This is a genomic window from bacterium (genome assembly GCA_020440705.1).
Lineage (GTDB): Bacteria > Krumholzibacteriota > Krumholzibacteriia > LZORAL124-64-63 > LZORAL124-64-63 > JAGRNP01.
The window spans coordinates 1-574 of sequence record JAGRNP010000346.1 but is presented as its reverse complement, the minus strand read 5'-3'; the positions used below and the strand labels follow the sequence as shown (position 1 = coordinate 574).

General features: G+C 56.6%; 1 protein-coding gene. It reads left to right on the top strand.

All coding sequences use genetic code 11. The features are described 5' to 3' along the window. A partial coding sequence (locus KDM41_18720) for an efflux RND transporter permease subunit (protein MCB1185458.1) occupies nucleotides 1-574 on the top strand: 574 nt, incomplete at both ends.

Genomic DNA, 574 nt, shown 5'->3' with positions numbered 1-574 from the left:
CGAACAGATCCCTGCGGGTTTTGGCGAACCGGGCATGGGGCCTATTTCTACGGGGATGGGTCTCGTCCTCTTTTATTATCTCGACGACGCGTCGGGGCAATATTCCCTTGAAGAGCTGCGCACGATGCAGGACTGGATCGTCAAGTACAACCTGCAAACGGTACCAGGCGTGACCGAGGTGCTGGGAATCGGTGGATATGAAAAGCAGTTCCAGGTGAATGTCGAGCCTAGCGCGCTTCTGCAGTACAACGTGACGATGAACGAGCTCCTTGAAACGATCGAGGCGAACAACCTGAACGTGGGGGCGCAGTTCATCGAGCAGAACAGTGAAGAGTTTGTCGTGCGCTCCGTCGGGCTAGCAACGGGTCTCGACGATCTGGAAAACATCGTGGTCAAGACGGTCGATGGCACGCCTGTCTACCTTCGCGACCTGGCTAAAATAGAGATTGGAGGTGCTATCCGCCGCGGCGTGCAAACCCGCAATGGAACGGGCGAAGTGGTCTCCGGCATGGTGATCAAGCTTTTCGGGACAAACGCATCCACGGTGATCGGACGCGTTGAGGAGAAGGTGCGT